Raw genomic sequence first — 793 nt, 5'->3', positions numbered from 1 at the left:
GCCGTGGGTTCGAATCCCACCCTCTCCGCCAAGTAAAAAAATAGGACTTAAATTTGGAGAAGTACTCAAGTGGCTCAAGAGGATCCCCTGCTAAGGGATTAGGCTGGGTAACCGGTGCGAGGGTTCGAATCCCTCCTTCTCCGCCATTTAAAAACGAGGTGTAGCGCAGTTTGGTAGCGCACATGGTTTGGGACCATGGGGCCGGGGGTTCGAGTCCCTTCACCTCGACCAACTTGGACCTTTAGCTCAGTTGGTTAGAGCGCCCGGCTCATAACCGGTAGGTCTGGGGTTCGAGTCCCTGAAGGTCCATTATTCTTCATAGGGGTGTAGCTCAGTTGGTAGAGCGTCGGTCTCCAAAACCGTGCGCCGGGGGTTCGAGTCCCTCCACCCCTGCCAAATTAAAAAGGACTTGAAAAAAAATAGATTTTAGAGTAGTATAAAATAGTAAATGAAATTTCGAGGTGTAGCGCAGTTTGGTAGCGCACATGGTTTGGGACCATGGGGCCGGGGGTTCGAGTCCCTTCACCTCGACCAAGAAAAGGGCCTATAGCTCAGGTGGTTAGAGCGCACGCCTGATAAGCGTGAGGTCGCTGGTTCGAGTCCAGCTAGGCCCACCATTTGCCCAGATAGCTCAGTCGGTAGAGCAGGGGACTGAAAATCCCCGTGTCGGTGGTTCGATTCCGCCTCTGGGCACCAGAAATACGGCGGTATAGCTTAGTTGGCTAGAGCGTTCGGTTCATACCCGAAAGGTCATAGGTTCGACTCCTATTACCGCTACCATCTAACTATATCA

At 52.5% G+C, this 793-nt stretch carries 8 tRNA genes; all 8 read left to right on the top strand.

The window, feature by feature from the left end:
• Positions 1 to 55: 55 nt before the first annotated feature.
• Positions 56 to 146: transfer RNA gene (locus Q3287_RS19400), tRNA-Ser, on the top strand.
• An 8-nt stretch (positions 147 to 154) separates the two neighbouring features.
• Positions 155 to 231: transfer RNA gene (locus tag Q3287_RS19395), tRNA-Pro, on the top strand.
• Between the two features lie 4 nt (positions 232 to 235).
• A tRNA-Ile gene (locus Q3287_RS19390) sits at positions 236 to 309 on the top strand.
• Between the two features lie 11 nt (positions 310 to 320).
• A tRNA-Trp gene (locus tag Q3287_RS19385) sits at positions 321 to 396 on the top strand.
• Positions 397 to 457: 61 nt separating this feature from the next.
• A tRNA-Pro gene (locus Q3287_RS19380) sits at positions 458 to 534 on the top strand.
• 6 nt (positions 535 to 540) lie between these two features.
• Positions 541 to 617, top strand: a tRNA-Ile gene (locus Q3287_RS19375).
• Positions 618 to 620: 3 nt separating this feature from the next.
• Positions 621 to 696 (top strand) — tRNA-Phe (locus Q3287_RS19370).
• Positions 697 to 703: 7 nt separating this feature from the next.
• Positions 704 to 780: transfer RNA gene (locus Q3287_RS19365), tRNA-Met, on the top strand.
• The last annotated feature ends 13 nt before the right edge of the window (positions 781 to 793 follow it).

It is taken from the genome of Clostridioides sp. GD02404, assembly GCF_045898275.1.
Taxonomy (GTDB): Bacteria; Bacillota; Clostridia; order Peptostreptococcales; family Peptostreptococcaceae; genus Clostridioides; species Clostridioides difficile_A.
The sequence above is the reverse complement of the archived record's forward strand: the minus strand, read 5'-3'. Positions and strand labels throughout refer to the sequence as shown.